10 protein-coding genes and 1 pseudogene are annotated in these 22394 nt (G+C 77.9%); 8 read left to right on the forward strand and 3 right to left on the reverse strand.

Features of this window, described 5'->3' with window-relative positions; translation table 11 throughout:
• Nucleotides 1-33 precede the first annotated feature (33 nt).
• Both CNX65_RS36170 and CNX65_RS16180 read left to right on the forward strand, forming a co-directional pair.
• Nucleotides 34-9966, forward strand: a pseudogene (locus CNX65_RS36170) (SDR family NAD(P)-dependent oxidoreductase); the annotation flags it as partial.
• Between the two features lies 1 nt (nucleotide 9967).
• A complete protein-coding gene (locus CNX65_RS16180; RefSeq protein ID WP_096493973.1) occupies nucleotides 9968-10747 on the forward strand; it encodes an arylamine N-acetyltransferase family protein in 780 nt (259 codons plus the stop codon).
• Nucleotides 10748-10997: 250 nt separating this feature from the next.
• On the opposite strand, the gene CNX65_RS16185 is transcribed toward CNX65_RS16180, so the two are convergent.
• Genes CNX65_RS16185 through CNX65_RS16195 form a run of 3 tightly spaced genes read right to left on the reverse strand, consistent with a single transcriptional unit; the run spans nucleotide 10998 to nucleotide 14751 of the window.
• Nucleotides 10998-11882, reverse strand: coding sequence for a class I SAM-dependent methyltransferase (locus tag CNX65_RS16185; RefSeq protein WP_096493975.1), 885 nt, complete (start codon nucleotides 11880-11882; stop codon nucleotides 10998-11000).
• The gene (locus tag CNX65_RS16190; protein ID WP_232519863.1) at nucleotides 11879-13429 is read right to left on the reverse strand and encodes an FAD-dependent monooxygenase; all 1551 of its coding nucleotides are present in this window, start codon (nucleotides 13427-13429) and stop codon (nucleotides 11879-11881) included. The genes CNX65_RS16185 and CNX65_RS16190 overlap by 4 nt, the downstream gene beginning before the upstream one ends.
• Complete coding sequence (locus tag CNX65_RS16195; RefSeq protein WP_096493977.1) at nucleotides 13426-14751, reverse strand: NAD(P)/FAD-dependent oxidoreductase; 1326 nt, start codon at nucleotides 14749-14751, stop codon at nucleotides 13426-13428. The genes CNX65_RS16190 and CNX65_RS16195 overlap by 4 nt, the downstream gene beginning before the upstream one ends.
• Before the next feature lie 256 nt (nucleotides 14752-15007).
• On the opposite strand from CNX65_RS16195, the gene CNX65_RS16200 reads away from it, so the two are divergent.
• The 6 genes from CNX65_RS16200 to CNX65_RS16225 all read left to right on the forward strand — a co-directional run bounded on the left by CNX65_RS16200 (nucleotide 15008) and on the right by CNX65_RS16225 (nucleotide 22378).
• The gene (locus tag CNX65_RS16200; RefSeq protein WP_177154597.1) at nucleotides 15008-16033 is read left to right on the forward strand and encodes a 3-hydroxyacyl-CoA dehydrogenase family protein; all 1026 of its coding nucleotides are present in this window, start codon (nucleotides 15008-15010) and stop codon (nucleotides 16031-16033) included.
• Nucleotides 16030-16302 carry an acyl carrier protein gene (locus CNX65_RS16205; RefSeq protein ID WP_096493979.1) on the forward strand — a complete coding sequence of 91 codons (273 nt, stop codon included), beginning with the start codon at nucleotides 16030-16032 and terminating at the stop codon, nucleotides 16300-16302. Before CNX65_RS16200 ends, CNX65_RS16205 begins: the two co-directional genes overlap by 4 nt.
• The gene (locus CNX65_RS16210) at nucleotides 16295-17410 is read left to right on the forward strand and encodes an acyl-CoA dehydrogenase family protein (RefSeq protein ID WP_096493981.1); all 1116 of its coding nucleotides are present in this window, start codon (nucleotides 16295-16297) and stop codon (nucleotides 17408-17410) included. Before CNX65_RS16205 ends, CNX65_RS16210 begins: the two co-directional genes overlap by 8 nt.
• On the forward strand, nucleotides 17407-18804 hold the full coding sequence (locus tag CNX65_RS16215) for an HAD-IIIC family phosphatase (RefSeq protein ID WP_096493983.1): 1398 nt from the start codon (nucleotides 17407-17409) through the stop codon (nucleotides 18802-18804). Before CNX65_RS16210 ends, CNX65_RS16215 begins: the two co-directional genes overlap by 4 nt.
• Nucleotides 18797-19459, forward strand: coding sequence for an O-methyltransferase (locus CNX65_RS16220; protein ID WP_096493985.1), 663 nt, complete (start codon nucleotides 18797-18799; stop codon nucleotides 19457-19459). Before CNX65_RS16215 ends, CNX65_RS16220 begins: the two co-directional genes overlap by 8 nt.
• Before the next feature lie 177 nt (nucleotides 19460-19636).
• Nucleotides 19637-22378 carry a BTAD domain-containing putative transcriptional regulator gene (locus CNX65_RS16225; protein ID WP_177154598.1) on the forward strand — a complete coding sequence of 914 codons (2742 nt, stop codon included), beginning with the start codon at nucleotides 19637-19639 and terminating at the stop codon, nucleotides 22376-22378.
• Nucleotides 22379-22394 lie beyond the last annotated feature (16 nt).

Consider the following 22394-nt stretch of genomic DNA (forward strand, 5'->3'; position numbering starts at 1 on the left):
GAGAAGAAGCTGCGCGACTACCTCAAGCGCGCGCTGGCCGAGAACGAGCGGGTCCAGCAGCGCCTGCGCGCGCTGGAGACCGCGCACCGCGAGCCGATCGCGGTCGTGGCCACCGCCTGCCGGTTCCCCGGCGGCGTCGCCTCGCCCGAGGACCTGTGGGACCTGGTGGCGCGCGGCGGCGACGTCATCTCCGGGTTCCCCGCCGACCGGGGCTGGGACCTCGACGCCCTGTTCGACGGGGACCCCGAGGCGCAGGGCCGCTCCTACGTCCGCGAGGGCGGGTTCCTGCACGACGCCACCGAGTTCGACGCCGCCTTCTTCGGCATCAGCCCCCGCGAGGCGCTGGCGATGGACCCCCAGCAGCGCGTGCTGCTGGAGACCGCCTGGGAGGTCGTCGAGCGCGCCGGGATCGACCCGACCTCGCTGCGCGGCAGCCGGACCGGCGTGTTCACCGGGGTCGTCTACTACGACTTCGCCACCCGCCTGCACCCCGTGCCCGAGGGCATGGAGGGCCACCTGGGCACCGGCATCGCCCCCAGCGTCATCTCCGGCCGGGTCGCCTACGTCCTCGGCCTGCACGGACCGGCCGTCACCCTGGACACCGGCTGCTCCTCCTCGCTGGTCGGCCTGCACCTGGCCGCGCAGGCGCTGCGCTCGGGCGAGTGCTCGCTCGCGCTCGCGGGCGGCGTCACGGTCATGTCGCTGCCCGGCGCGTTCCCCGAGTTCTCCCGCCAGCGCGGGCTCGCCCCGGACGGGCGCTGCAAGTCGTTCGCCGACGCCGCCGACGGCACCGCCTGGTCCGAGGGCGTCGGCCTGGTGCTGCTGGAGCGGCTGTCCGACGCCGAGCGCGCCGGGCACCCGGTGCTGGCCGTGCTGCGCGGCAGCGCCGTCAACTCCGACGGCGCCTCCAACGGGCTGACCGCGCCCAACGGCGTCTCCCAGCAGCGGGTGATCCGCTCCGCGCTGGAGGTCGCGGGCCTGCGGCCGTCCGACGTGGACCTCGTGGAGGCGCACGGCACCGGCACCCGGCTGGGTGACCCGATCGAGGCGCAGGCGATCCTGGCCACCTACGGGCAGGACCGGGCCGAACCGGTGCTGCTGGGCTCGGTCAAGTCCAACCTCGGGCACACCCAGGGCGCGGCGGGCGCGGCCGGGCTGATCAAGGTCGTGGAGGCGCTGCGGCGCGGCGAGGTCCCGCGCACCCTGCACGTCGACCGGCCCAGCGCCCAGGTCGACTGGAGCGCCGGGAACGCCGCGCTGGCCACCGAGCACGTCCCGTGGCCCGACCGGGGGCGGCCCCGGCGCGCCGCCGTGTCCGCGTTCGGCGTCAGCGGCACCAACGCCCACGTCGTCCTGGAGGGCGTCCCCGCCCCCGACCTGCCGCCCAGGGACGACCGCGCGCTGCCGCTGCCGCTGTCCGCGCGCGCCGAACCCGCGCTGCGCGCGCTCGCCGGTCGGGTGGGCGCGCTCCTGGACGGGCCGGTCGCGCTCGCCGACGTCGCCGGTTCCCTCGCGGACGGCCGCGCCCGGCTCACCCACCGCGCCGTGGTCGTCGCCGCGGACCGCGCCGGGGCGCGGACCGCGCTCGACGCGCTCGCGGCGGGCGAGCCCCACCCGGACCTGGTCACCGGGGTGGCCGACGTGGACGGCAGGACCGCGTTCGTCTTCCCCGGCCAGGGCACCGCCTGGGTCGGCATGGGCGCGCGGCTGCTGACCGAGTCCGCGGTGTTCGCCGACTCGGTCGACCGCTGCGCCGCCGCGCTCGCCCCGCACACCGACGTCGACCTGCGCGCCGCCCTCACCGGCGGCCCCCTCGACCGGGTCGAGACCGTGCAGGTCGCCGCGTTCGCCATCGCCGTGTCCCTCGCCGGGCTGTGGCGCGCGCACGGAGTCGAACCGGACGCCGTCCTCGGGCACTCCCAGGGCGAGATCGCCGCGGCCTGCGTCGCGGGCGCGCTCACCCTGGAGGACGCCGCGCTGGTCGTGGCGCTGCGCAGCCGCGCGGTGGCCGAGCACCTGTCCGGGCGGGGCGCGATGCTGTCCGTCGCCCTGCCGCCGCACGAGGTCGAGTCGTTCGGGCTCGCGGTCGCGGCGGTCAACGGGCCGGAGTCCGTCGTGCTGTCCGGCCCCGTCGCGGACGTGGAGGCCGTGCTCGCCGCGCTGACCGCGACCGGCGTGCGGGCCCGGCGCGTCCCGGTCGACTACGCCTCGCACTCGCCGGGGGTCGACGTGCTGCGCGAGGTCCTGGCCACCGCGCTCGCCCCCGTCCGGCCCCGGCGCGCGCACGTGCCGTTCCTGTCCAGCACCACCGGCGCCTGGCTGGACGGCCCCGAGCTGGACGCCGGGTACTGGTTCGCGAACCTGCGCGGCGCGGTCGGCTTCCACGCCGCCACCACGACCCTGCTGGACGCGGGCCACCGGGCGTTCGTCGAGGTCAGCGCGCACCCCGTGCTCACCGGCGCGGTGCAGGACAGCGCCGACGGGCGCGCGCTCGTCACCGGCACGCTGCGCCGCGACCACGGCGGGCTGCACCGGTTCCGGCTCTCGGCCGCCGAGCTGCACGCGCGCGGCGTCCCCGTCGACTGGAACGCCGGGTCCGGTGACCGGTGGCGGCGCGTGGACCTGCCCACCACCCCGTTCCACCGGCAGCGCTGCTGGCCGGACGCCCGCCGCGCGGCCACCGACCAGCCGGGTCTGCGCGCGGCGAACCACCCGCTGCTCGACACCGTCGTCGTGCTCGCGGGCGACGACGGCGTGGTGTGCACCGGTAGCGCCTCCACGCGCGCCCACCCGTGGCTGGCCGACCACGCCGTGTCCGGGACCGCGCTGCTGCCGGGCGCCTGCTGGGTGGAGCTCGCGGTCCGCGCGGGCGACGAGGTCGGGCTCCCGGTGCTGGACGAGCTGGTCGTGGAGCAGCCGCTGCCGCTCGGGCCGCGGACCACGCCGCTGCAGGTGCGGGTCGGCCCGCCGGACGCCACCGGCCGCCGACCGGTCGAGCTGCACTCGGGGGAGGGCGGGGACTGGACCAGGCACGCGCGCGGGCACCTCGCCGCCGCGGCGCCCGTGACCGCCGAGGATCCCGCCGAGTGGCCGCCGCCCGGCGCGCGCGAGGTCGACCTGACCGGGTTCTACGAGCGCCAGGCCACCACCGGCTACGGGTACGGGCCCGCCTTCCGCGGCCTGCGCCGCTGCTGGACCCGCGACGGCGAGGTGTTCGCCGAGGTCGTGCTGCCGGGCGAGCCCGGCGCGTTCGGCGTGCACCCGGCGCTGCTGGACGCGGCGCTGCACGCGGCGGCCGTCACCGCGCCCGAGGGCGTCCCGGTGCTGCTGCCGTTCACCTGGACCGGGGTGGCGCTGCACGCCACCGGGGCGCGGGCGCTGCGCGTGCGGCTGACCACCCCGAGGGCGGGCGAGCTGGCGCTGACCGCGTCCGACGGCGACGGCAGGCCCGTGGTCACCGTGGACTCCCTGGTGCTGCGCCCGGCGGGCGACCTGACCGCCACGCGGGCGCCGCGGTCGCTGTTCGAGGTGGTGTGGACCGAAACGCCCGCCCTGACCCCGGCCGCGACCGCGCCCAGGCCGGTGCTGCGCCACGACGTCCCCGCGGCCTCCGCCGAGGACGCGGTGTGCTCCACCCTCGCCGTGGTGCAGGGGTTCCTCGCCGATCCCCGGCACGCCGACTCGGTGCTGCTCGTGGTCACCAGGGGCGGCGAGGGCCCGGACGGCGCGACCGCCGCGACGTCCGCCGTGCACGGCCTCGTCCGCTCCGCCCAGGCCGAGGAGCCCGGCCGGATCGTCCTGGTGGACACCGACGGCTCCGCCCCCGACGACCTGATCACCGCGCTCGCCGCCGGACCGGAGCCCCAGCTCGCCGTGCGCGCGGGCCGGGTCACCGCGCCGAGGTTGCGCCGCGCCGCCCCCGAGGGCGCCGCACCCGTCCTGGACCCCGAGGGCACCGTCCTGGTCACCGGCGGCACCGGCGTGCTCGGCGCGGCCGTCGCCCGCCACCTCGTCACCGCCCGCGGCGCGCGCCACCTGCTGCTGCTCAGCCGCCGGGGCCCCGACGCGCCCGGCGCGGCCGACCTGGTCGCGGAGCTGACCGGCGCGGGCGCCCGCGTGGTGGTCCGCGCCGTCGACGTCGCCGACCGCGCCGCCCTCGCCGCCGCGCTCGACGCGGTCCCCGCCGCGCACCCGCTCACCGGCGTCGTGCACCTGGCCGCCGCGCTCGACGACGGCACGATCACCGCGCTCACCCCCGACCGCGTGCGCCGGGTCCTCGCCCCCAAGGCCACCGCCGCCGCCCACCTGCACGAGCTGACCTCCGACCTGGCGCTGTTCGCCCTGTTCTCCTCGGCCTCCGGCGTGCTCGGCGCGCCGGGCCAGGGCAACTACGCGGCGGCCAACGCCTACCTGGACGGGCTGGCCCGCGAGCGCCACGCGGCCGGGCTGCCCGCCACCTCGATCGCCTGGGGCCTGTGGGCCGAGGCGACCGGCCTCACCGGCTCCCTGTCCGGGACCGACCGGGAGCGCATGGCCGCGTCCGGGGTCCGCCCCCTGACCGAGGCCGAGGGCCTCGCCCTGTTCGACGCCGCCCTCGCCGGACCGGCGTTCGTCGCGGCGGGCCTGGCGGGGACGGCGACCGGGCAGGTCCCGCCGGTGCTGCGCGACGTCGTGCGCGCCGCCCGCCCCGCAGCCGCCGCCGTCCGACCCGCGCGCACCCCCGCCGACCTGCTCGCCCTGGTCCGCGCCGAGTCCGCCTCGGTGCTCGGCCACCCGGCGGGGGAGCCGGTCGACGCGGACCGGGCGTTCAAGGAGGCCGGGTTCGACTCGCTCACCGCCGTGGAGCTGCGCAACCGGCTCACCGCCGCCACCGGCGTGCGGCTGCCCGCCACGCTCGTGTTCGACCACCCCACCCCGGCCGCGCTCGCCGCCCACCTGGTGGAGCGGATGGGCGCCCCGCCCGCGCCCCGGCCGGAGCGCGCCGCCAGGGCCGCGTCCGGCGAGCCGATCGCGATCGTCTCGATCGGGTGCAGGCTGCCCGGCGGGGTCACCTCGCCGGACGGGCTGTGGCGGCTGCTGCTCGACGGCGTGGACGCCACCACCGGGCCGCCCGACGACCGGGGCTGGGACCCGGCGACCCCGTACCGGGGCGGGTTCCTGGACGGGGCGACCGCGTTCGACGCCGGGTTGTTCGGCATCGGGCCGCGCGAGGCGCTGGCGATGGACCCGCAGCAGCGGCTGCTCCTGGAGACCTCCTGGGAGCTGTTCGAGCGCGCCGGGATCGACCCGACCTCGCTGCGCGGCACCGACACCGGGGTGTTCGCGGGCGTGATGAACCAGGACTACCTCAGCCGCGCGGCGGGGGCGCCGCCGGACGCCGAGGGGTTCCTGAGCACCGGCAACTCCGGCAGCGTCGTCTCCGGCCGCCTCGCCTACACCTACGGGCTGGAGGGGCCCGCGCTCACCGTCGACACCGCGTGCTCGTCCTCGCTGGTGGCCGTGCACCTGGCGGTGCGGTCGCTGCGCTCGGGCGAGTGCTCGCTGGCGCTGGCGGGCGGGGTGACGGTCATGGCCACCACCGGCCTGTTCGCCGACTTCGACCGCCAGGGCGGGCTCGCGGCGGACGGGCGCTGCAAGGCGTTCTCCGCCGACGCCGACGGCACCGCGTTCGGCGAGGGCGCCGGGCTCGTGCTGCTGGAGCGGCTGTCCGACGCCCGGCGCAACGGGCACGCCGTGCTGGCCGTGCTGCGCGGCACGGCGGTCAACTCCGACGGCGCGTCCAACGGCCTGACCGCGCCGAACGGCCCGGCCCAGCAGCGGGTGATCCGCGCGGCCCTGGCCGACGCCGGGCTGTCCCCGGCCGAGGTGGACGTGGTGGAGGCGCACGGCACCGGTACCCGGCTGGGTGACCCGATCGAGGCGCAGGCGGTCCTGGCGACCTACGGGCGGGACCGGGGGGAGCCGGTGCTGCTGGGCTCGGTGAAGTCCAACCTCGGGCACACCCAGGGCGCGGCCGGGGTCACCGGGCTGATCAAGCTGGTGCTGGCGCTGCGGCACGGGGTCGTGCCCGCGACCCTGCACGCCGGGCGCGCGTCGGCCGAGGTCAACTGGGAGGCGGGCGCGGCGGAGCTGGTGACCGGGACGCGGCCGTGGCCGCGGACCGGGCGGCCCCGGCGCGCGGCGGTGTCGTCGTTCGGGATCAGCGGGACCAACGCGCACGCCGTGCTGGAGCAGGCGCCGCCCGGCCCCGAGGCCGCACCGGTGGGCGGGCCGCGCGCGGGGGCGGCCTCCGCCGGTTCCGGCGCGGTGGGAGCACGCGGGGCGGAGCCGGTGGGTGTCGCGCGGGCCGCGGGCGCGCGCGAGCCGGAGGCGGGGGGCGCGGTCGATCCCGGCGGGGTGTGTCCGGCGCCTGCGGTGGGCGCCGCGACGCGCGCACCCGACCCGGAGGCGGCTGCGCCCGGCGTGCCGGGCCCGGCGGCGCGGCCGGTGGGCGCCGGGCCGGACGGGTCCGCGCGGACCGTCGACGTGGTGGGCGCGTCCGGGCCGCTGGTGCCCCTGGTGGTGTCCGCGCGCGACGAGCGCGCGCTGGCCGCCCAGGTCGAGCGGATCACCGCGCTGCCGCACGACCCGGTGGACGTGGGCTGGTCCCTGGTCACCACGCGCGCCACCCTGCGCCACCGCGCCGTGCTGCTGGACGGCGAGGTCGTCGCCTCCGGCGTCCCGGCGCCGGGCGGCACGGCGTGGCTGTTCACCGGGCAGGGCGGCTACCGGCCGGGCACCGGGCGGGCGCTGCGGGCGCGGTTCCCCGCGTTCCGCGACGCCTTCGACGCCACCTGCGCCGAGCTCGACCGCGCGCTCGACGGCCGCGCCGAGCACCCGGTGCGCGCCGTCGCGCTGGGGGAGCGCCCCGGCCTGGACGGCACCCTGCACGCGCAGACCGCCGCGTTCGCCCTGCAGACCGCGCTGGCCGCCCAGCTGGGCGCGTTCGGCCTCGCGCCGGACGCGGTGGCGGGCCACTCGGTCGGCGAGATCGCCGCCGCGCACGTCGCGGGCGCGTTCCCGCTCGACGCGGCGTGCGCGCTGGTCGCCGAGCGCGGCGTGCTCATGCGCGACCTGCGACCGGGCGCGATGGTCGCCGTCGAGGTCACCGAGGAGGAGGCGCTGGACGCGATCGGCGACCTGCCCGTCGCGGTCGCCGTCGTCAACGGCCCGGAGGCGGTCGTGCTCTCCGGCGACGCCGAGGCGGTCGTGGCCGTCGCGGCCCGCCTCGGCGGGCGGCGCAAGCGGCTCCCGGTGGACCGGGCGTTCCACTCGCCGCACGTCGACCCGGTGCTCGACGCCCTGCGCGGCCTGGCCACCGGGACCCCGACCACACCCCTGATCTCCACCACCACCGGCCGCACGCTGACCCACGTCGGCCACGACCACTGGGCCGACCACGCGCGCGGCGCGGTCCGCTTCGCCGACGCCCTGCGCGCCCTGGCGGGCAGCGGCGTCACGACGGCCGTGGAGCTGGGCCCCGACGCCGTGCTCACCCCGCACGCCGCCGAGGTCCTGGCCCGCGCGATCCCCGCCCTGCGCGCCGACCACGACGAGGTCGTCGCCCTGCTCACCGCGCTGGCCGTGCTGCACGCGCGCGGCGCGGCCGTCGACTGGCGGCCCGCGTTCGAGGGCGCGGGCGCGCGCCGCGTCGACCTGCCCACCTACCCCTTCCAGCGCACCCGCTACTGGCTCGACGCCGCACCCCGCGCCACCGCGACCGGTCACCCGCTGGTGGACGCGCTGGACGTGCTGCCCGGCGACGAGGTCCTGCTGTCCGCGCGCTGGCACGCGGGCCGGGCCGGTCTGGGCGCGACCCCGCTGGCGGCGCTGCTGGAACCGGTGATCAGGGCGGGCGACGAGGTCGGCTGCCCGGTGGTGGCCGAGCTTGACCTGGCCACCCCGGTCCCGCTCGACGCGGGCCCCCGGCACGTCCGGGTCCGCGTGACCGCCCCGGACGCAGACGGCCGCCGTGCGGTGACCGTCCACTCCCGACCGGACGACGAGCCCGCCTGGACCGGGCACGCGACGGGCGTGCTCGCCCCGGCGGGCCACCCGGAACCGCTACCGCACGACTCCGAGGCGCTCGCGGTGGGGACCAATGGCGCGTGGCCGCCCGCTGGGGCTGATGTCCCGGCGGCGGGAGCCAATGGCGCGTCCTTGCCCCACGGGGCCGGCACCCCGGCGGCAGCGACCAACGGTGCGCGGTCCGCCCTGCCCGCCGCCGGACCGGCGCCGGGCGCTGAGCTCGTGCTGCCCGACGGCGCCGCGCCCGACGGCTTCGGCCTGCACCCCGCGCTCTGGGAGGCGCTGCTGCCGCACCCCGCCCGCTGCGCCGACGTCGTCCTGCACGCCACCGGGGCGACCGCGCTGCGGGTGCGCGGGACCTCGCCGCTCCTGGCGGTCGACGGCGCGGGCGACCCGGTCGTGTCGGTGGGGGGTGTCACCCGAGTGGCGGCGTCCCCGCGCGCCGTCACGCGGGGGTCGCTGTTCGAGGTCGTCGAGGTCCCCCTGCCCGCCCCCGCGCCCCCCGGCCCGTCCACCGCCCTGTCCGCTGACCTGTCCACCGCCCTGTCCGCGGACCTGCGCGGGGTCACGCCCGCCGAGGCGCTCGACGTGCTCCAGCGCTTCGCCGCGAGCGACGCGCCCCGCCTGGTCGTGCGCACCGACCGCCCCGACGACCCGTGGCAGTGCGCCGTGCGCGGCCTGGTGCGGTCCGCGCAGGCCGAGGAACCCGGCCGGATCCTGCTCGTCGTCCAGGACGGCGACGGCCCCGAACCGCCGCCCACCACGCGGGAACCCGAGGTGGTCGTCCGCGACGGGGCGCTCCGCGTGCCGCGCCTGCGCCGCACCGCGCCCCGCCACGACGGCGTGCGCGCCCTCCCCGACACCGTCCTGATCACCGGCGGCACGGGCGCGCTCGGCTCCACCCTGGCCCGCCACCTGGCCGCCGGGGGAGTGCGGACCCTCGTGCTCGCCAGCAGGCGCGGCCCCGCCGCGCCCGGCGCGCCCGAACTGGCCGCCGACCTCGCGGGACTCGGCGCGCGCGCCCACCTGGTCGCCGCCGACCTCACGGACCGGGCCGCGCTCGCCGCGCTGCTCGCCGAGCACCGACCCGGCGGCGTCGTGCACACCGCGGGCGTCCTGGACGACGGCGTCCTGTCCGCCCTCACCCCCGCCCGGCTGGACGCCGTGCTGGCGCCCAAGGCGCTGGTGGCCGCCCACCTGGACGAGCTGACCCGCGACGGCACCACGACGCTGTTCGTGCTGTTCTCCTCGGCGGCGGGCGTGCTCGGCACCCCCGGCCAGGCCAACTACGCGGCGGCGAACGCCTTCCTGGACGGCCTGGCCGCACGACGGCGGGCGGCGGGTCTGCACGCGCTCTCCCTGGCCTGGGGGCCGTGGCGCTCCGGCATGGCCGCCGGGGTCGACGCCTCCCGCGCCGGGCTGCACCCGCTGGACGACGCCGAGGCCACCGCCCTGTTCGACGCCGCCCTCGCCGACGGCCGCCCGCTGCTGGCGCCGCTGAGCCTGGCCGCGACGCCGCAGGACGCGGACGTGCCGCCGCTGCTGCGCCAGCTCGTGCCCGTGCGGCGCAGGAGCGCCCGCGCCGAGGTCGCCCCGGACCCGGTCGATCGGCTGCGCGGGGCCGCCGACCACGAGCTGCCGGAGCTGCTGCTGACGCTCGTGCGCGCCGCCACCGCCACCGTCCTCGGCCACCGGGGGCCTGAGTCCGTCGACCCGGACGAGCCCTTCTGGGACACCGGGTTCACCTCGCTCACCGCCGTCGAGCTGCGCAACCTGCTGGCCGAGCGCACCGGCGTGCGCGTCACCGCCGCCGCGGTCTACGAGGAGCCGACCCCGAGGGCGCTGTCCGCCCACCTGCGCGCCGCGCTGCGCGCGCCCCACACCAGCGGGACGGTCTGACGTGTACGACACCAACACCTACCTGGCCCGGCTCGGCGTCGAGGTCACCCGCCCCGACCGGGCCGCGCTGACCGCGCTGCACCGCGCCCACCTGCGGGCGCTGCACTACGACAACACCGCCGCCGCCACTCAGGACGGCCCCGTTCCCGACAACCTCGCCGACCTGGACGTGGACGCGACCTTCGACGGGCTCGTCACGGCCGGGCGGGGCGGCATCTGCTTCGAGCTGAACCTGCTGTTCCACCGGCTGCTCACCGACCTCGGCTTCACCACGACCGTGCTGTCGGCGGGCGTGGCCGACGAGGAGGGCGGCTTCAGCCCCGACCTGGCGCACCGGTTCACCGCCGTGCACCTGGACGGCGAGGTGCTGCTGGCCGACGTGGGCTTCGCCGGACCGTCCTACCTGGACCCGATCAGGCTGGCCCCGGACGAGCAGGTCCAGCACGGGTGCGCGTTCCGGGTGGTGGAGCAGGACGGCAGGCACCTCGTGCTGCGCAGGAGCCGCACCACCGACTGGCGCCCGCTCTACGAGTTCGCCACCACCCCCAGGACGCTGTCCGACTGGGACGGCTTCACCCCGAGACTGCGCCGCTACCTGGACCGCGCGGTGATCGCGGGCACCACCCTGCTGTGCCGCGCGGTCGACGACGGCCACCGGGCCCTGGTGGGCAAGCGGCACCTCGTGGTCCGTGACGGCCACGAGACGGTGACCACCCTGCTGGACCCGGCCGAGCACGCGCGCGTGAGCGCCGAGATCCGCACCGGGATCTGCGCCGACTGAGCCGGGCCGCGCCGCGGAGCCGGGTCACGCAGAGGAGGCGAGCCACGCCGCAGAGCCGGGCCACGCTACGGAGGTGGACCACGCCGCAGAGGTGGACCACGCCGCGAAGGTGGGCCGGGGCTCGGCCCTGTCCCGCCCAGCCCGGTCCTGCTTGGCTCGTCCTGCTTGGCTCGGCGCTGCTCAGCTCGGCTTTGTCCCGCCCGGCTTTGTCCCGCCCTGCCCGTCCCCGCCCGGCCCGCCTCCCGCTCGCCTACCCCAGCTCGGCCTCGAACAGGATCGTCGCGTTCGCCCGCCGCTCCGGCACCCGGAACAGGGTCGGCGCGGGCCGCCCGTGCCGTGCCGCCTCCGCCACGACGTCGTACTCCGCCACCCGCCACCCGTGCCGCGCCAACCACGCCCCGCCCGGCTCCCGCGGACCCCCCTTCACCAGGTCGGCCAAGCAGACCCCGGTCCCCTCCAGGTACCCGCCCAGCGCCTCCCCGGCCTTCCACCCGTCGTGGGTGTGGTCGAGCGCGAACCGGCTCCCCGCCGCGGAGGCCCCGAGCACCGCCGCCATCAGCTCCTCGCACCCGGCCTCGTCCAGCAGCCCCAGCGCGCCCTCCGCCAGCCAGGCCACCGGGGCCTCCCGGTCCAGCCCGGCGGCGACCAGCGCGGCCACCCAGTCCGAGCGCAGGTCCGCCGCGACGACCCGCCGGTCGCACGAGGGCTCCGCCCCGACCTCCCGCACCACGCGCTCCTTGAACCCCAGCACGTCCGGCAGGTCCACCTCGAACACCACCACCCCCTCGGGCCAGGGCAGCCGGAACGCGCGGGCGTCCAACCCGGCGGCCAGCAGCACCACCTGCCGCACCCCGGCCGCCGCCGCCCGCGCCAGCACCGCGTCGAAGAACACCGTCTTGACCACGATGACGTCCGTGATCTGCCCGAGCAGCCCCGGATCACCGCCACCCCGGTCGGGCAGCAGCGGGTTCCCCGTCCCCGCCGCGTCCAGGAACGCCCGCGCCAGCGGGTCGTCGAACAACCGGTCGGCCCGCGCGGACTCCTGCGCCCGCGCCCCCGCGTTGCCCAGCGACGTCCAGCTCTCGTCGGGCATCTCCACCGGCCCCGGCGGTGGTGAGTCCGCTGGGAGGCTCATCGCAGCGCCCCCTCCCCGACCAGGCTCAGCGCCGACCCCAGCCACGCCGCGACCCCCTCGGGGTCCGGCCGCCCGCGCCACGCCAGGTGCCCGTCCGGCCGCACCAGCAGCACCTCCGCCAACCCGCCCGCCACCGGCGCCAGCCCCACCACGGCGTCCACGCCGAGCAGCCCCCGCACCGCTTCCACGGTCGACCCGCCCACCCCGTCCGGCGCCAGCACCGCCCACCGGCCGCGCAGCGCCGCGTGCAGCGTCGTCCGCCCGCCCCCGTCGTGGCACGCCAGGTCGGGCACCCGGTCGCCGGGCACGGGCCCCGATCCCCGCCGGGCGCCCGGAGCGGCCAGCGGCCCGCGCCGGTACCCGACCCCCAGCTGGGAGGCCCTGCGCCACAGGAACCCCTGCGCGAGCCGGGTGTTCAGCAGCGGCATCACCACCCGGTCCCGCACCAGCGCCACCAGCGGGTTGTCCGCCGCGACCAGGCCGGTGGTCACCCCGGTCCCCGAGAGCACCCCCGCCGCGACGGGCCTGCGCTCGGCCGCGTAGGTGTCCAGCAGCTCCTGCCCGGCCCGCCCGCTCGCCACCAGCGCCAGCTTCCACGCCAGGTTCTCCGCGTCGCCCAGCCCGGTGTTCATGCCCTGCCCGCCGAACGGGTGGTGGATCGCGGCGGCGTCCCCGGCCAGCAGCAGCCTGTCCCGGCGGTGCGCCTCGGCGAGCCTGCGGTGGATCCGGAACGACGACAGCCACTCCACCCGCGTGATCGCCTCGGCGGGGTGCGGCGTGCAGCGCGCGAGCTGGCGCAGCACCAGCTCCCGCACCTCGTCGTCGCGCAGCCGCCCGGCCGTCCCGGCGGGCGCGGGGCCCATGAGCCGCCACCGGTCCTCGCCGGGAAGCGGGCACACGCTGACCATGTCGCGCCCGCGCGTCCAGCTGCCCATCACGCCCCGGTCCACCGCCCAGTCCGCGCGCACGTCGGCGATCAGGAAGTGCTCGGCCACCTGCTCGCCGGGGAACCCGATGCCCGCCAGCTCCCGCACCAGGCTGCGCGCGCCGTCGCACCCGACCACCCAGTCCGCCCGCACCCGCCGCTCACCGCCGCCGTCGCGCAGCAGCGCGGTCACCCCGGAGGCGTCCTGCGCGCAGTCCAGCAGCTCCACGCCCCACTCCGGCGCGCCGCCCAGCGCGGCCAGCCGCTCCCGCAGCGACGCCTCCACCTCCACCTGGGACACCAGCAGCGGCGCGCGCCCCGACGCCTGCGCCATGCGCGCCATCGGCATCACCGACACCAGCCTGCCCTCGCTGTGCATCCGCACCTCGCGCAGCGGGATCACCAGCCCCGGCAGGTCGCCCAGCGCGCCCAGCCGCAGCAGCACCTCCACGCCGCGCGGCTGCACGCCCAGCGCCCGCGAGGTGGTCGCGGGACCGCCCGCCCGGTCGACCACCAGGGCCTCCACCCCGAGCGAGCGCAACCCGCACGCCAGCGCCAGCCCGGTCGGCCCCGCGCCGACCACCAGCACCGGGACCCGCTCGACCACCCCGTCCCGGCTCACCGGCCGACCGTGCCCGCGAGCCCGCCCAGCTCCGCCACGTCCAGCTCGGGGTACACCGGGCAGCGGTGCACCGGCTCGAACGGCGAGAACGTCGACCACGCCGGGTTCGCGCGCAGCGCGTTCGCCACCGGGTTGCGCGCGCTCCAGAAGTCGCCGCCGAGCAGCCGCACCACGTACATCTCCATGTCCGCCTCGGAGAGGTTCCCCGCCTCCGAGTGCGCCTCGGCCAGCGCGGGCAGCAGCTCGCCCTCGTAGAAGGAGAAGATCAGCCGCACGTACGTGTCGTAGCCGGTCTTGAAGAAGTTCGAGTAGCCGGTGAGCGCCTGCTCCTCGTCGGCGGGCGAGTCGAGCGCCCGCCCGAGCGCCTCGGCGGCCTCCGCGCCCGTGGCCATGCCCACCAGCACCCCGCCGGAGAACATGGGGTCGCCGAAGCAGCCGGCGTCCCCGACCATCACCCAGCCGGGGCCGGTGACCTGGTCGGAGTGGTAGCTGTAGTCGGTCTCCACCCAGAAGTCCGAGGTCGCGGAGGTGCCGGTGAGCCGCTGGTTGATCCTGGGCACCCGCTCGACGTGCTCGGCGAACGCCTCGGCCGGGGTGCGCCCGCGCAGCCGGTCGCGGTGCATGACCGTGCCGACGCTGATCCGGTCCGCCGACAGCGGGATCGCCCAGATCCACCCGTCCGAGTGGCTGCCGACCTGGATGTCGCCCTCGTGGCCGGGGTTGTGCGCCTCGTCCAGCCCGTCGCGGTGGTGGAACACCGCCACCATGCGCAGGTCCTCGATCATCCGCCGCAGCCCGAACCGGTTGGCGACCACGCCCGCCCGGCCGGTGGCGTCCACCACGTACCGGGCGCGCTCCTCGCGCTCGACCCCGCCCTCGCGGTAGCGCACGCCCACCACCCGGCCGCCCTCCTCCAGCAGCCCGACGACCTGCGCGCCCTCCCGCACGGTCGCGCCCGCCGCGCGCGCCTGGTCCAGGTTCACCCGGTCGAAGTGCGAGCGCTCGACCTGGAACGTCTCGTGGTGGCGGCCGTCGCCGGTCTTGGCGAAGTCGGCGCGGAACACCCCGGCGCGGAAGAACTTCGTGCCGGTCGGGTCGATGAACTCGCCGCCGCGCTTGACGACGTAGCCCTGCTCCCGCACCGCGTCGAGCAGGCCGTGCCGCTCCAGCAGGCCCACCATGTACGGCAGCATCGACTCGCCGATGTGGAAGCGGGGGAACTCCTGCCGCTCCAGCACCAGCACCGAGCGGCCCTGCCGGGCGAGCACCGCGGCGCAGACGGACCCGGCGGGCCCACCACCCATCACGATCGCGTCGAGCATCAGGCCACGACCTCCCCGGCCGTCGGGCGGCGCGAAGCCGGTTCCCCGCGCGGCGGTGACGATCCGCAGCCCACGCTAGGAAGCCCGCCGGGCAGCGGCAATCCGCGGTTCCACCACCGGGTAACGAACCGCCCACCGGCGAGCTGGTTGCCGGGGTGTGGGCGTCCGGTGGAGCCGACCAGTGCGGGAGGGCCTCGCGCGGTGCTCGACTGTCCACAACCGACCCGGTCCCCAGCTCCAGCCCCTCGGAGGCCCCGTGCCCGGCGACACCGACGACCCACCGGCCCGAGCGCTCGCCAGCCCGTCACCCGACGGCCCGCCACCCGACGGCCCGTCGTCCCTCGGTCCGTCCTCCGGCGGCATGTCGCCCGGCGGCGCGGCGCGCGGCGGCGCGTCGCCCGGCGAACCGGGCCGCCCGGCCGGGGAGCGCCCGCTGCTGGTGCTGGGCGCGGGCGTCATGGGCTGCGGGATCACCGCGCTCGCGCTCTCCAGGGGCCTGCCCGTGCTCCTGGTGGACCCGGACGCCGACCGGCTCGACGCGGCCCGCGCCGACGTGCGCGCGCACCTGCGGACCGCCCAGCTGCTCGGCGTCGCCGCCGGGCCGCTCGGCGAGCTGACCACCGCGACCGACACGGGCGGCCCCCGCGAGGTGGTCGCCGTGGTCGAGGCGGTCACCGAGGACGCCGAGACCAAGGCCAAGGCGCTCACCGGGGTCTGCGCCACCGTCCCGCCGGGCACCCCGCTGGTCTCCAACACCTCCTCCATCCCCATGGGCGAGCTGGCCCCCGCGCTGCCCAGGCCCGGCGACCTCGTGGGCGCGCACTTCATGAACCCGCCGTACCTGATCCCCGCCGTCGAGGTAGCGCGCGGCCCGCTGACCTCGGACGCGGCGTTCGCCGGGCTCACCGCCCTGCTCGCGCGCCTCGGCCGCGCCCCGGTACAGGTCGGCGACGCGCCGGGCTTCGTCACCAGCCGCCTGCTGCACCCGATGATCAACGACGCGGCGCGCGTCGTGGAGTCGGGCACCGCCGACGCCGCCGCCGTCGACGCGCTCATGCGCGACTGCCTCGGCCACCGCGAGGGCCCGCTGCGCACCGCCGACCTGATCGGCATCGACAACCTCGTCGACTCGCTGCGCGTGCTGCGCAGGCGCACCGGGGACGAGCGGTGCGAGCCGTGCGACCTGCTGCTGGCCAAGGTCGACGCGGGGCACCTCGGGCGCAAGAGCGGCCGGGGCTTCTACGACTACGGCCACCCCGGCCGTGAAGGGACGGGGCGATGACCTCGGGCACGGAGTCGCGGACCGACGACGTCCAGGGCGCGGTGCTGGACTTCCTGCGCGCCCGCACCGGCGCCGAGTGGGACGCCGAGCGGGACCTGTTCGCCGAGGGCGGCCTGTCGTCGCTGTTCGCGATGGAGCTGGTCGTGCACCTGGAGCAGTGCTTCGACGTCGAGATCGCGGGCCCCGACCTGCGGCTGGACAACTTCCGCACGGTGCGCGCCATGACCGCGCTCGTGGACCGGCTCCGCGCGGGCGGCGCCGGTGGCTGACCGGGTGGACGAGGCGACCGCGCTGGTCGAGCGGGTGGTCGCCGACCGGGCGGGGGAGTGGGACCTGGCGGGCGAGCTGCCGGTGGCCGCGCTCCGCGAGCTCGGCGCGGCGGGCGCGCTGTGCGGTGAGGTCGCCGAGCGGCACGGCGGCCTCGGGCTCGGCAGCCTGGACAACGGCGAGCTGACCGCCCGCACCGGCGCGCTGTGCGGCTCGGTGCGCAGCGTCCAGACCTCGCAGGGCATGGCCGCCTGGACCGTGCGCCGCCTCGGCGACCAGGCGCAGCGCGCCGCCGTGCTGCCCAGGCTCACCGGGGGCTCGCTGGCCGCCGTGGCGCTCAGCGAGCCCGGCGCGGGCAGCGACCTGTCCGCCATGGCCACCACCGTCGAGGACGACCCCGGCGAACCGGGGACGGTCCTGGTGCGCGGCCACAAGGTGTGGACCACCGCGGCCCGCTACGCCGACCTGCTCCTCGTGGCGGGCAGGCGCGGCGACGGCGCGGCGGTCGCGCTGGTGCCCGCCACCGCGCCCGGTGTCACGATCACCCCCGTCGCCAACCCGATGGGCTGCCGGGCCGCGGGCCACGCCGACGTCGAGCTGGACGACGTGCGCCTGCCCGCCACCTCGGTGCTGGGCGGCGACGGCGTCTCCACCGCGCTGCTGGTCACCACGGTCCTCGCGCACGGCAGGCTGTCCGTGGCGTGGGGCTGCGTCGGCATCCTGCGCGCCTGCCTGGCCGCGTCCGCCGAGCACGCCCGCACCCGCCGCCAGTTCGGCGTGCCGCTGGCCGCGCACCAGCTCGTCGCGGGCCACCTCGCCGACCTGCTGGTCGCCGAGCAGGTCTCCACCAGGGTGTGCGAGCACGCCAGCCGCCGCTGGGACGAGAGCTCGGCCGAGCTGGTCACCGCCACCGTGCTCGCCAAGCACGTGAGCGCGGGGCACGCGGCGCGCGCCGCCGCCACCGCCGTCCAGGTGCTCGCCTCGGCGGGCGCCCACGACGGCCACCCCGTCGCGCGCGCCTACCGGGACGCCAAGCTCATGGAGATCATCGAGGGCAGCAACGAGCTGTGCAGGCTCGTGCTGGCCGAGCACGCGGTGGCGACGGCGTGAGCGGCGACCTGGTCAAGTGCCTGGTGTGGGACCTGGACGACACGCTCTGGCGCGGCACCCTCGCCGAGGGCGACGCGCCCGTGCTGGACGAGCGGGTCCGCGCCGCGATCGTCGAGCTGGACGCGCGCGGCGTGCTCCAGTCGGTGGCCAGCCGCAACGACCCCGAGCCCGCCCTCGCCGCGCTGGAGGCGCTGGGCGTCGCCGAGTACTTCGTGCTGCCCGAGATCGGCTGGGGCGTCAAGTCCGCCGCCGTCGCCCGCATCGCCGACCGGCTGGGCTTCGCGCACCGCGCCATCGCGTTCGTCGACGACCGGCCCGCCGAGCGCGCCGAGGTCGCCTTCCACCTGCCCGAGGTCCGCTGCTACCCGGCCGAGCGCGTGCTGGAGCTGTGCTCGCTGCCCGAGTTCAGCCCCGCCGTCGTCACCGAGGACGCCCGCAACCGCCGCGCCCTCTACCGGGCCGGGTTCGCGCGCGGCGCCGAGCAGGCCGCGTTCACCGGGCCCGACGAGGAGTTCCTGCGCTCGCTGGGACTGGTGCTGCGGATCGACCGGGCCAGGCCCGAGGACCTGCACCGGGTCGAGGAGCTGACCGCGCGCACCAGCCAGATGAACGCGACCGGCGTGCACTACCCGCACGGGCAGTTGCGCGCCCTGCTGGACGACCCGGCGCACGAGGTGCTGGTGGCGGGCCTGACCGACCGGTTCGGGCCGCACGGCGCGATCGGCATCGTGCTGCTGGAGCGGCACACCGCCGCGTGGCACCTGAAGCTGCTGGCGACCTCGTGCCGGGTGGTGCCCTACGGCGTGGGCAGCGTGCTGCTGGACTGGCTGTGCGGGCAGGCGCTGGAGGCGGGCGCGCACCTGGTGGCCGACTTCCGGCGCACCGACCGCAACCGCATGATGGAGATCGCCTACCGGTTCGCCGGGTACGACGACGCCGACTGCGCCTGCCGCGCCGAGCTGGCGGCGGTGGGCGGCGGCCCCGAACACCTCGCTGCGGCAGGCGCCCCAGGCGCGGGCGCTCCGGGGATCGGCGCCTCGGGAGCCGGTGCTTCAGGAGCCGGTGCTCCCGCGGGCGGTGCTCCCGCGGGCGGTGCTCCAGGAACCGGTGCTGCCGAGACTCGCGCTGCCGAGCCTCGCGCTGCCGAGTCTCGCGTGGCTGAGCCCCGCGCTGCCGAGTCTCGCGTGGCTGAGCCCCGCGCTGCCGAGTCTCGCGTGGCTGAGCCCCGGACCGCCGAGCCCCGCGCCGCTGATGTCCCCGTCGCCGAGGTTCCCGAGGCGCGTGCCAGCGGGAACCCGGTGCGGCGGCTGCACCTGCGCCCCGCGCCCCGACCCGCCCCGCGCGCGGTCACCGTCGAAGCCCCGTCGCTGCTGGAGGTGCCCACCCGTGGGTGAGCAGGTCGTCGTCACGCCCGCGCTGCTCGACTACCTGCGCGAGGTCTCCCAGCCGGAACCGGCGGCGCTCGCCGAGCTGCGCGCCGAGACCGCGCTGCTGCCCGGCGGCGGCGTCCTCCCCGTCCCACCGGGGGAAGGCGCTTTCCTCGCCATGCTGGTCGCGCTCACCGGGGCCCGGCTGGTCGTGGAGGTCGGCACCTTCACCGGGTGCAGCACGCTGTGCCTGGCCTCCGCCCTCCCCGACGGCGGCCGGGTGATCACCTGCGAGCTGAGCCCCAAGTGGCCCGCGATCGCCCGGCCGCACTGGGAGCGCGCGGGCGTCGCGGACCGGATCGAGGTGCTCGTCGGCGACGCCGCGGGCAGCCTCGCCGGGCTGACCGGCGAGCTCGCGGGCCGGGTCGACCTGGTGTTCGTGGACGCGGACAAGGCCGGGTACCCCCGCTACTACGAGCTGGCCGTCGAGCTGGTGCGCCCCGGCGGGCTGGTCGTCGTGGACAACACCCTGTTCTCCGGCCGGGTCGCCGACCCCGCCGCGGTGGACCCCGACACCGAGGGCGTCCGGGAGCTCAACCGCAGGATCGCCGCCGACGACCGGGTCCAGGCCGTGCTGCTCGCGCACGCCGACGGCATGACCCTGGCCCGTCGCACGCGCTGAGCTCTCCGCACCAGTGCGCACGGTGAGCGTTCCGATACATACGGTAGGGGGAAAAAGCCGCTGCGAACTCCCGGCCGCGCGATGGCCGGGGGTACCGTCCCGACGGTCCAGAGCGGAACCGTCCCAGCGCAGCGGCGGGAAGCGACCCGGAGCAACCACGCGCCTTGGAGACCAGTGATGCGCTTTCAGCTCTTGGGTCCGCTCGAAGTCGTCGACCGGTCCCGACCGGTGGCGCTCGGCGGCACCAAGCAGCGCGCCGCGCTCGGCTACCTGCTGCTGCACCCGAACAGCGTGGTGCCCACCAGCAGCCTGCTCAAGGCGCTGTGGCCGCAGGACATGCCGCCCACCGGGCGCAAGATGCTCCAGAACGCGGTCGCCGCCCTGCGCGGCGTGCTGACCGCCGCCGGTGACGCGCCCGGCGCGCCCGCCCTGCTCACCCACACCCCCGGCTACCTGCTGCGCGTCGACCCGGAGGACGTGGACCTGAGCCGCTTCCGCAGGCTCGTCCACGCCGGGCGCGCCGACCTCGCGGCGGGCTCCTGGCAGCGCGCCGCCCGCACCCTGCGCGACGCGATCGGCCTGTGGCGCGGGCCGCTGCTGGCCGACCTGGTCGAGCAGGGCGTCGACTGGCCCGAGCTGGCGGCCGTGCGCAACACCCGGCTGGCCGCGCTGGAGGACTGCGTCGAGGCGGAGTTCGCGTCCGGCCGCTACGGCGAGATGATCTACGAGCTGGAGCGGTGGGTCGAGGCCGAGCCGCTGCGCGAGCGGCTGTGCGGCCAGCTCATGCGGGCGCTCTACCACTGCGGCAGGCAGGCCGACGCGCTCGGCGTGTACCGGCGCACCAGGGCCAGGCTGGTGGACGAGCTGGGGCTCGACCCCGGCCGCGAGCTGCGCGAGCTGGAGCGGGCGATCCTCAACCAGGAGGTGCCGCACCGGCTCCCGGCCCGGCGCGAGGCGGCGCCCGCCGCGCGGTCCGGGGCGACCGAGGGCGGTGGCCCGGTCGCGGCGCCCCCGGTCGCGGCGCCCCCGGCCGGGATCGTCCCGCAGCGGCAGGCGCCCCCGGCGCCCGCGCCTGCCCCCGTCGCGCTCGCGCCCCTCCCCCCGGCGTCCGCGCCGACCGCCGAGCTCAAGCACGTCAGCGTCCTCATGGTCCTCACCCGGTTCGAGCACGACGTGGCCGCCGCCCCGCCCGAGGAGGTGGACGACGCGCTGAGCGACGTCGCCACCGCGGTGCGCGAGGAGGTCGAGCGGGCGGGCGGCGTCGTCACCGCCAAGGCCGCGTCGCTGATCGTCGCCCTGTTCGGCTCCACCCGCAGCGGCGAGGACGACGCCACCAGGGCGGTGCGCGCCGCGCTCGCCGTGCGCGACCGGCTCGCCCACGGGCCGCGCGGCGCCGGGCCCGCCGCGCTGGGCGTCACCGCCGCCGTCGCCACCGGGCACGCCCTGGTGCGGCGCCACCCAGGGCGCGCGCCCGAGGTCGGCGGCGGCGTGCTCGACCGCTGCATGAGGCTGCTCGCGCACGTCTCGCCCGGCGAGGTCAGGGTGTGCGAGGAGACCAGGGGCGCCAGCGAGGGCGCCATCGGCTACGACGGCCCCCACGACCCGGTGCGCGGGTCCTGGGCCACCGGGGCCAGGCAGGGCGCGGGCGGGCCCCCGGCCACGCCGCCGCTGGTGGACCGGGACCGCGAGCTGGCCCTGCTGCGCGGCCTGCTGGAGCAGGTCGGCCGCAGGTCCCGGACGCACCTGGTGACCGTGCTCGGCGAGCCCGGCATCGGCAAGAGCAGGCTCGTGGACGAGTTCCAGCGCGTGGCCGAGACCTCGGCGACCGTTGTGGTCCGCTGCCCCCGCCTCGGCGGAGGGGGCGACCTCGCCCCGCTCGCCGACGCGCTCGCCCCGCGCATGGGCATCGGCCCGGCCGACCCGGTCGGGCTGGTCGCCGCCAAGCTCGCCGCCGCCGCGCGCGGCAGCGGTGGCGCGGGCGAGCGCGCGGACCGGGTGCTGGCCAGCCTGCGCGTCCTGTTCGGGCTCGACGTGCCCGACGTGCTCCCGGACGGCTCGTTCGCGGCGTGGCGGCACGTGCTGGAGGACCTCGGCGGCGCGGACCCGCTCGTCCTGGTCCTGGAGGACCTGCACTGGGCGGGCGAGGCGCTGCTGGACTTCGTGGACCACCTCACCGCCGAGGCCACGTCGTCCCCGCTGCTGGTCGTGGTCACCGCGCGCCCCGAGCTGTTCGACCGGCGCCCCGCCTGGGGCGGCGGCAAGGCCGAGGCCAGCACGATCACCCTCGACCCGCTCGCCGACCAGGACGTGGAGCGGCTGCTCACCGCCCTGTGCGTCCGGCGCGGCCCCGCCACCGACGAGGCGAGCGCCGCCTACCGCGCGGTGATCGCCCACATCGGCGGGAACCCGCTGTTCGCCGTCGAGTACGCCAGGGTGCTCGCCGACGCGGGCCCGTCGTCCGGGGGCGGCGGGCAGTCGCCGCCGCTGCCGCCGCTGGTGCGCCGGGTCGTGGCGGCCCGCATCGACAGCCTGCCCGCCGACGCCAAGGCGGTGCTGCTCGACGCGGCCGTCCTCGGCGAGGACCTGTGCGAGGAGGGGGTGCGCGCGCTCGGCGGCGGCGCCGTGCCCGACGTGGCGCGCGCGCTGGAGCACCTGGAGCGGCGCGAGGTCCTGCGCCGGGACCGGGACGCCGAGCGCGCCACCGCCTACGCGTTCCGCAGCCCGCTCGTGCGCGACGTCGCCTACCTGACCATCCCCCAGCACGCCCGCGCCGAGAAGCACCGGCGAGCGGCCGACTGGTTGGAGCGCGTGCCCGGTCACGACGCGCTGCGGCTGGTCCACCACGGGCTCAGGTCGGGCGGGTGCCGCCCGACCGAGCCCTCGCCGGTGCTCCCGCAACCCCGGCAGCACGCGCGCTGATCCCCACAGACAGGGA

The organism is Actinosynnema pretiosum (genome assembly GCF_002354875.1).
Lineage (GTDB): Bacteria > Actinomycetota > Actinomycetes > Mycobacteriales > Pseudonocardiaceae > Actinosynnema > Actinosynnema auranticum.